This window comes from Gracilibacillus suaedae (genome assembly GCF_017599345.1).
Lineage (GTDB): Bacteria > Bacillota > Bacilli > Bacillales > Amphibacillaceae > Gracilibacillus > Gracilibacillus suaedae.
On sequence record NZ_JAGFVL010000038.1, the window covers coordinates 1 to 9371 of the forward strand.

At 37.5% G+C, this 9371-nt stretch carries 6 protein-coding genes; 4 read left to right on the plus strand and 2 right to left on the minus strand.

All coding sequences use genetic code 11. From position 1 onward, the window contains the following. Positions 1 to 154: 154 nt before the first annotated feature. Both nirD and nirB (J5J03_RS10870) read right to left on the minus strand, forming a co-directional pair. Positions 155 to 481: a nitrite reductase small subunit NirD gene (nirD, locus tag J5J03_RS10865; RefSeq protein WP_018934047.1), complete on the minus strand. Its 327-nt coding sequence runs from the start codon at positions 479 to 481 to the stop codon at positions 155 to 157. Between the two features lie 17 nt (positions 482 to 498). Next, complete coding sequence (gene nirB, locus J5J03_RS10870) at positions 499 to 2898, minus strand: nitrite reductase large subunit NirB (protein WP_208589498.1); 2400 nt, start codon at positions 2896 to 2898, stop codon at positions 499 to 501. Between the two features lie 235 nt (positions 2899 to 3133). On the opposite strand from nirB (J5J03_RS10870), the gene nirB (J5J03_RS10875) reads away from it, so the two are divergent. From nirB (J5J03_RS10875) to J5J03_RS10890, 4 genes are all read left to right on the plus strand, one after another. After that, a complete protein-coding gene (gene nirB / locus J5J03_RS10875) occupies positions 3134 to 5458 on the plus strand; it encodes a nitrite reductase large subunit NirB (RefSeq protein ID WP_208589499.1) in 2325 nt (774 codons plus the stop codon). Between the two features lie 88 nt (positions 5459 to 5546). After that, entirely contained in the window at positions 5547 to 7682 is a 2136-nt protein-coding gene (gene nasC, locus J5J03_RS10880) for an assimilatory nitrate reductase catalytic subunit NasC (RefSeq protein WP_208589500.1), read from the plus strand. Between the two features lie 298 nt (positions 7683 to 7980). Beyond that, on the plus strand, positions 7981 to 8304 hold the full coding sequence (locus J5J03_RS10885) for a transposase (protein ID WP_208585883.1): 324 nt from the start codon (positions 7981 to 7983) through the stop codon (positions 8302 to 8304). Beyond that, positions 8301 to 9176, plus strand: a complete 876-nt coding sequence (locus tag J5J03_RS10890; RefSeq protein WP_208585884.1) for an IS3 family transposase — start codon at positions 8301 to 8303, stop codon at positions 9174 to 9176. The genes J5J03_RS10885 and J5J03_RS10890 overlap by 4 nt, the downstream gene beginning before the upstream one ends. Positions 9177 to 9371 lie beyond the last annotated feature (195 nt).

Genomic DNA, 9371 nt, shown 5'->3' on the forward strand with positions numbered 1-9371 from the left:
AGCGCAGTATTCTGCCGAAGCGTATGGCAGCACTCATCAAAATGCAGTATGGAAGAGAGGAAATCCTTGTCCTCGTTACTGCGTAGTTTATGGATATTGCTCATCTCTTTATTTATAAGAAAAGCCATGTACAAATACATGGCTTTTCCGTTGGTTATTTTTCTGGAATTTCTACATATACTTGGTTATCTTCGATACTAGTTTTATAGGTTTGCACACAGCCTTCATCAGGTGCTTGCACTAATCCGTCTGATACGTTAATTTTCCAATCATGTAACGGGCAAAAGACATGCTCTCCACTTACCATTCCTTCTGACAGTACCCCGCCGCGATGGGGGCATTTATTTTCAATAGCCTTCACATTACCGTTAGATAAACGAAATACTGCAATTTCTTTATCTTCCACAACTACTGCTTTACCCAAACTCACAGGCAAATCTTGATAATTCCCGATGAATACTTTTCGTACTGTTTGTTCCATTCTGCTTCCCCCATCCATTATTTCGTCGCCACTTTTTCATATAAGTCTTTAAGTGTCGTTTCACTTTCCAGTACTTCATTCCAAGGTTCTTTATAAATTCCTAGTGCTTCATCCATACGTTCGTTTAATTCTTTACGTAGCTCTTCATCATTAACAACTTTTTGAATATGTTCAATACCAACACGTTCTACGTAATGTGATGTTCTTTCTAGGTAACTAGCATTCTCACGATAATATTGTAAAAAGGCTGCAGTATACTCTAATACTTCTTCCTGCGACTTAACTTTTACGAGCAATTCAGCTTTCCTGAGCTCGGTACCACCATTACCACCAACATATACTTCCCATATACCATCTAAACCAACAACACCTACATCCTTAATTCCACCTTCTGCACAGTTACGTGGACACGCTGATACACCCATTTTTACTTTGTGTGGTGTATTTAATCCTTCAAATTTTTTCTCTAATTGAATTCCCATCCCTGTAGAATCCTGTGTTCCAAATCGACAAAACTCCGCACCAACACAAGTTTTAACGGTACGCACTGATTTACCATATGCATAACCGGAAGGCATCCCTAAATCCTTCCAAACATTTGGTAAGTCTTCTTTTTTCACACCTAGTAAATCAATACGTTGACCACCAGTTAATTTAATCATACCAACTTCATATTTTTCTGCTACATCTGCAATGGTACGTAAATCTTCTGCGTTCGTTACCCCACCATACATTCTTGGCACAACGGAGTAAGTACCATCTTTTTGAATATTGGCATGTAAACGTTCGTTGACAAAACGTGATTCGCGTTCATCTTCATGTTCTTTCGGATAAATCATACCTAAGTAGTAATTAAGTGCTGGCTTACACTTCGAACAGCCTTCCTCTGTTTTCCACTCTAATACATTCATTACTTCTTTTGTATGTGTTAAGCCTTTTTCTTTAATCTCTGCTACTACTTCATCACGAGTAAGGTCTGTACAAGCACAAATTGATTCTTTTGTATCTGCTTCATATTCGTCACCTAACGTTTCCGTTAATAATTCCGATACTAGATTTTTACACGTACCACATGAACGTGATGCATTTGTAGCACCCTTCACTTCTTCTACTGATGATAGACCATCTGCTTTGATAGCATCGACTATCGCACCTTTTGATACACCGTTACAACCACAAATAATTTCATCATCACTCATCGAGGCAACAACGCTTTCAGCATTATCAGCCCCCTGTTGACTTTCTAAGTACTCTTCTACATTAGCACCTTTCGTGATCAAACTTTTTAATTTGGTACCTTCTTTTGTATTACCGAACAATACAGCACCAGTTAGCTTATCGTCTTTAACTAATATCTTTTTGTACGTATTTTGCCATTCATCAAAAACTTTGATTGATTTAGTTTCAGCTGTTTCATTAATTAATCCAGTAGAAAACACATCTACTCCAGATACTTTCAATTGTGTAGAAAGCACCGAACCCTTGTACCCTTGATGATTCATACCACAAATATGTTTTGCTAAAGCTTGACCTTGTTCATACAATGGAGCAACAAGACCATATACCATACCATTATGTTCTGCACATTCTCCAACTGCATAAATATTTGGTACGTTTGTCTCCATATGGTCACTTACAACAATTCCTCGGTTAACTTCTATTCCTGTTTCCTGTGCCAACGCTACATTCGGTTTGATCCCTACTGCCATGACTACTAGATCTGCAGGGATTGACCCTCCATCTTTAAATTTTAAACCAGTTACACGTTTTTTTCCTGTAATTTCAGCTGTTTGTTTCTCCAGATAAAAATCCATCCCTTGAGATTCTAATTCTTTCTGTAATAATTCGCCAGCTGCACGATCTAGTTGGCGTTCCATTAAATAGTCAGCCAAATGAATAACATCTACTTCCATACCTAGATTCAGTAAACCACGTGCTGCCTCCAAACCAAGTAAACCGCCACCGATTACAGCAGCTCGTTTATAGTTTCTCGATGCGTCGATCATTTTTTCGCAATCTTCTATATCACGGAAAGCTGTTACCCCTTCTTTATCTGCTCCCGGAAGTGGCAACATAAATGGATTAGAACCTGTTGCAATAATCAAATGATCATACGGAGTTTCTTTTCCTTTATCGGTATAAACTTTTTGGTTGTCTTTATCAATCTTTGTAACAGTTTCTCCTGGATAAAGGAGAATATCATTATCTTCATACCATTGCCATTCATTTAACGTAATATCTTTAATCTCCGTATCTCCTTGTAATACTTTCGATAATTGAATACGGTTATAATTTGGATACGGTTCTTTACCAAATACGGTAATATCGAACTGGTTAGGTAGCAGTTTCAAAATCTCTTCGATGGCACGAATACCTGCCATACCATTCCCAATTAATACAAGCTTTTTCTTCTCCATTTTGAATCCCCCAATTTGAGTGTGGAAATTTAACTTGACTACATCGTACACCTCTAAAAAAAAAGTTGCTATTTTGTTGTTAGCTTTTCTAACATCATTTTTCAAAAAATTAAAATTATTCGCAAAAAAAGAACGTAACATTTTCTAACAGAGAAAAGGAAAACAAATAAACCGCATGATATTCTGCATGTGATGCTAGAATTATCTAGTTTCAAAGTTGGGAGGAACAATCTATATGAAAAAACAGCACCTCGTTATGATAGGGAACGGTATGGCTGGATTAAAAACAATCGAGTATTTGTTAAAAGAAACCAATCAATTATACGATATAACCATTTTCGGATCTGAACCCTACACCAACTATAGTCGTATCATGCTGTCATCTGTTTTACAGGGTGATGTAACGTTCGATGATATTACGATTCATGATTGGCAATGGTATGAAGATAATGAAATTACCCTATATCCGAATGAAACGGTTATCGAAATAGATGATCAAAAGCAAATAATTACTACAGATAAAAAAAGAAAAATGAATTACGACAAACTTATTATTGCTACCGGTTCGAATCCGTTTATTTTGCCCCTTCCTGGTATTGATAAAGAAGGAGTTATGACATTTAGAACGATCGATGATTGTAAAAAAATGATCGAAGCTGCCAAGCATTATAAAAAAGCAGCAGTTATAGGAGGGGGGCTGCTAGGTCTGGAAGCAGCTCGTGGATTATTAAATTTAGGGATGGAAGTTGATGTCGTCCACCTCGCTGATCGCCTTTTGAATAATCAATTAGATACTAAAGCAAGTCTCTTATTAAAAAAAGAACTCGAACGACAAGGTATGCATTTCTTCCTAGAGAAAGAAACATCGGAAATCTATGGAGAAATAAGTGTCGAAGGCTTGCGTTTTAAGGATGGTACATCAATCGATGCAGATTTGGTCGTCATGGCAGTTGGAATTAAACCGAATATTGGATTGGCTCATAAATCTGGAATTGAAGTCAAGCGAGGGATTGTCGTCAATGATCAAATGGAAACAAGTATTCCAAACATATATGCAGTCGGAGAATGTACAGAACATAACGGTATAGTATATGGACTTGTAAAACCATTATATGAACAGGCAAAAGTGCTTGGACAACATCTGGCAAATCAAGATGCTAAATATACGGGATCCACCGTTTATACCCAATTGAAAATTTCAGGAATTGACCTTTTCTCTGTCGGTAAAATAGCGGAAACAGATCAGACCAAAGCAATTTATTCCTATGATGAAATTGGTGAAACATACAAAAAAGTCTTATTCGATCAAGACAAGGCAGTTGGCGCGGTTTTATACGGTGACACCTCACTTGGTGGTAGCTTGTTGGACATAATCAAAAAACAAAAATTTATACCAGATCACCAAAAAGCGGAACTGTTACAACCGGTTAAAATTGAAGAATCATATGCAGCCACTCTCCCTAGAAATGAACATGTATGCACTTGTAACAGTGTTTCCAAATCTTGCATCATTGAGAATGTATTAAATAAAAAGCTAAATTCGGTTAATGATGTGAAAACACACACAAAAGCCTCTAGCTCATGTGGTGGATGCAAGCCTATTGTACAGGAATTACTCGACTATATACAGAGTGATTTTTTTCATGAGACAGTAAAAGATAATCGTTTCTGCTCATGTACTACCTTAACAGAAGATGAAGTGGTTCGGGCAATCCAACAGCATAATTTAACATCCATCAATATGATTATGGAAACACTAGAATGGAATAATGTCACAGGTTGTTCTACGTGTCGTCCTGCTCTTCGTTATTATCTGGAAATGATTTATCCGGAACATTATGTGCATGAAGAATTTTTATTTCTGGATCATAAAACAAATGCTTTTCTTGAGAAGGATGGGACTTACACCATTGTACCGCAGTTATACAGCGGAAAAATAACGGCAGAACAATTCAAAGTTATTAGTAATGTCCTGATAGATTTTAAGATTGATACGATATCCATATCATCTGATCAACGCCTTATAATAAATGGCATTCAGGAAAGTGACCTGCTTTCTGTTTGTAGCGCCTTAAATATGACATTACACAGTTACCACCCTTCATCACTTCGAAGTGTAAAAATACCAGAGTGTAACTGTAAAAGAGATAAAGAAGAACTTTCGATGCTTGTACAAGAAATAGAACAACAAACAGAATTTTTGAATTTACCAACATCTCTTACCATAAAAGCATTTTGCTGTAAGAATTTATTAGGAGAGCATTATTTTGATCTAGCACTTTTACAAAGCGGTAATGGATGGGAGTTCATAACTGACCAAGGTATTTTATATGCAACGATTAACCCGCAAGAAATGAGAAATGTATTACTTTCATTTCTTCAATATTATCGGCGTTCCGCGAATTATAATGAAAAAATCGCACAATGGATTGAACGTGTTGGAATCGTCCATATTCGAGAGGTTCTCTTTGATTCAGAAACACAGCAAATGCTCTTGGATGATTTAAAGAGTGATCAAACAAATCGCAAACAATTAATGATTCGTCACCCACAATTATAAAGCAAGACTTCCATCAGCGAGGCATTTTGCCCGTTGAAGGTTAGCGCCTTGATAATGAGCCTTATTTTGAGAAAGGAAGAAGATATTTATGACCGAACTAATGCTCAAATATTTCCGAGATAAACAACAGAAAGTTCAATCCGAACAAATATATGATACACAATGTCCATACTGTAGCATGCAATGCAAAATGCAGTTAATTGAGCAGCGAATCGTATCAAGAAAGAAACACAAAACGGTTGGCAAAGATAATCCTACCTCACAAGGCAGGTTATGTGTGAAAGGAATGAACGCTCATCAACATGCACTCCATCATGATCGCTTAAAGCAACCACTAAGGAGAATCAATGGTGAATTCGAACCCATTACATGGGAAGAAGCATACCAAATGATCCAAGAGAATTTTGAAAAGATTCAAAAAGAAGATGGAAAAAATGCCTTATCTGTTTATGGAAGTGCTTCTGTTACGAATGAAGAAGCTTACTTGTTAGGGAAATTTGCGCGTGTTGCTCTGGAAACCAAACACATTGATTATAATGGCAGACTTTGTATGGCTTCTGCTGCAACAGGCGCAAACATGACATTCGGAATCGACAGAGGCTTTACCAACACACTTCAAGAAGTGCCAGATACCAGATGTATTATTTTAGCAGGTACTAACATTGCTGATTGTCAGCCTACTATCATGCCTTATTTTGAAAAGGCAAAGGAAAATGGCACCTATATTATTGCCATTGATCCACGGGAAACCAGTACGACCAATTTAGCGGATCTCCATATTAAAAATATACCTGGAACAGATGTCGCTATCGCTAATGGTGTTTTAAAAATATTAATCGACCTAGACTTAATTGATCATGATTTTATCAAACAACGAACAGAAAATTTTGAGGAAGTAAGAGCATATATCCAATCGATAAAATTAGAGGATGTTGCCAAAACAGCAGGAGTTTCTTTAGATGAATTATATCAAATCGCACTTGTATTTGGCCGTGAATCATCAGGGATGATCTTTACCGCACGAGGCATTGAACAACAAATCAACGGAACAGAAACAGTCCGAAGCTTTTTAAACCTGTTACTTGCTACAGGTAAGATTGGGAAACGCAATTCTGGGTATGGAGCGATCACTGGTCAAGGCAATGGTCAAGGAGCACGAGAACATGGTCAAAAAGCAGATCAGCTTCCTGGTTATCGACTAATCGAAAATCCTAACGATCGTAAATATATTGCAAATGTCTGGGGAATTGAAGAACATAACCTGCCTCGAAAAGGTGTATCTGCTTATGAAATGTTTGAAAAAATTATTGCTGGCGAGATAACTAGTATGTTTGTTATGTGTTCAAATCCGATCATTTCCAACCCTAATGCAAACTTGATTAAAAAAGCTTTACAAAAATTAAAATTTCTTGTGGTTTCTGATCTATTTTTATCTGAAACTGCCAAACTAGCAGATCTCGTTTTACCAGCTACCTCTTATTTAGAAGATGAAGGCACATTAACCAATATCGAAGGACGTGTGATGCTACGCGAAGCTAGTTACCCTATTCAAGGTGAAGCAAAACACGACTGGCAAATTCTTTGTGATATTGCACAAAAACTAGGGAAAGGGAAATATTTTGATTTTGACCAGGCAGAAGAAATTTTTGAAGAACTTCGTATCGCCAGTAAAGGTGGCAAGGCTGATTACTCTGGTATCACATATGAGAGATTACGTCAAGAACAAGGAATTCTTTGGCCATGTCCGTCAGAGAACCATAGAGGAACAGACAGACTCTTTGAAGGTTCTTTTGCCCATGAGAACGGAAAAGCAAAAATGGCTGTCATTCCATATCAAAGTATTGATAACAAACCGACTATTACACAAGAATATCCTTTATATTTAACAACTGGTCGAGTTATGAGTCACTATTTAACCGGGGAACAAACTAGAAAAAGTCCTTCATTAGCAGCCAGAGATTTTGAAGCATTTTTAGAAATTCACCCTCACACAGCTGAAAAATATGGTATTGAAACTGACTCACTCGTTCGTGTCACTTCTAAAAAAGGATGGATTATCGTGAGATGCAGATTGTCAAACACGATCCGGAAAGACACTGTTTTTGTTCCCTTTCATTGGACAGAAAAACAAAATGTCAATCGACTTGTATCAGATCAACTGGACCCATATTGTCAAATGCCCGGCTTTAAGATGAGCGTCGTTAGACTAAGTCCAGTGAATTAAAAAACCCGCAAAAAAATGGATACTTTTCACATGCGTCTTTGCATAATAAAAACCTAAATCAACACTAGATATAAACTACGAACTAGCATTTATGAAGCGGACATTTAGTACGTTAGTTAACTGAAAATCACCTGTTTTTCAATGTTAGCGGACATTGAATCCCTTATTTGGTTCATTTTGGCTAAAATGAGCACTATTTTCAATGAATAGCGGAATAGATGAAGTTAGAATAAAAAGTGGACACCCCTTTAACGAAAATCATAATTTGATATGATAAAAGTAATGAGGAGGGGGTTCCATGAGAGAACATCGGCAAAGATACAGTGAAGAGTTTAAAAGAGAAACGGTAAAGTTTGCGCAAGAGCAAAAGCAAAAGAAAACCATGACAGAGATTGCGGAAGATATCAAGGTTCCACTAAGTTGTCTGCATGAATGGATGAGTAAATATCGCGAATTTGAAAACGAACCGGTGGTGGTGGAAGAACGTTTAAAGAAACTGGAGCGAGAACTAAAGGAAAAAGAACGGGAACTAAAGGCAAAAGACAAGAAAATAGCGGAGACCGAGGAAGAATTGGCTATCGTAAAAAAGGCGGTGCACATCTTCAGCAGACCAAAAAAATGAAGTTTCTATTCATTGAAGACAATCGCTCGGTGTTTTCAGTGGAGAAGATGTGTAAAGTATTAGAGGTGTCTACGAGCGGTTATTTCAAATGGAGAAAGCATAAGCCGAGTCCACAAGAAATACGTAGGGAAGCCATAAAGAAACGAATTAAATACCATTATTACGATGCTGACAGTATATATGGTAGTCCCAAAATCACAAAGCTATTAGTCCAAGAAGGATATCAAGTAACAGAAAGAACCGTTAGTGTGTACATGAAAGAACTAAACTTACGATCTTGTGTATCTAAGCCATATAAAGTATCTACAACGCATTCAAATCATGATGATCCTGTAGCACCTAATAGGTTAAATCAACACTTTACAGCACCAGAACCAAACAAGATATGGGTAGCTGATATCACCTATATCCCTTGTCGACAAGGGCGCTTATATTTAGCTGCGATTCTGGACTTATATACTCGTGAAATAGTTGGTTGGCGCTTAGATGGACATATGGAAACGTCATTAGTTCTTCAAGCACTAGAAGATGCTTATACGTTAAGAAACCCAGAAAAAGGCTTGCTTCACCACTCCGACCGTGGTACACAATACGCTTCTACGGAGTACCGGGACAAACTGAAAGAATTTGGTATGGAGGCAAGCATGAGTCGTACAGGAAATTGTTATGATAATGCTTGTGCAGAATCGTTCTTCAGCCTAATCAAAAAAGAATTAATGAGAGGTCAACGATTTCAAACGAAGGAGCAAGCTTACGCGGAGATTTATCGTTATATAGAGCTTTTCTATAATCGAAAAAGAATACATGGATCCATTGGTTTTATATCTCCGGTAGCGTTCAAGCAAAAATACGATAGGCAGCATGCGGCATAAAAGAAAGAGCACTTATCGAAGCAGTAAGTTGCCTTTTCATCACTTAGCGACTAGCCAGATGATTCCGTGGAGGGGTCAAGTGGTTTGGGCTTGATGCCTCCGCGGTATCATCTATCATTTGAAAAGTGAAGAAAAGGCTACGGTAATCTGACATGTATTCGTTATTTAGGTGTCCACTTTCTTGACAGAAGTCCA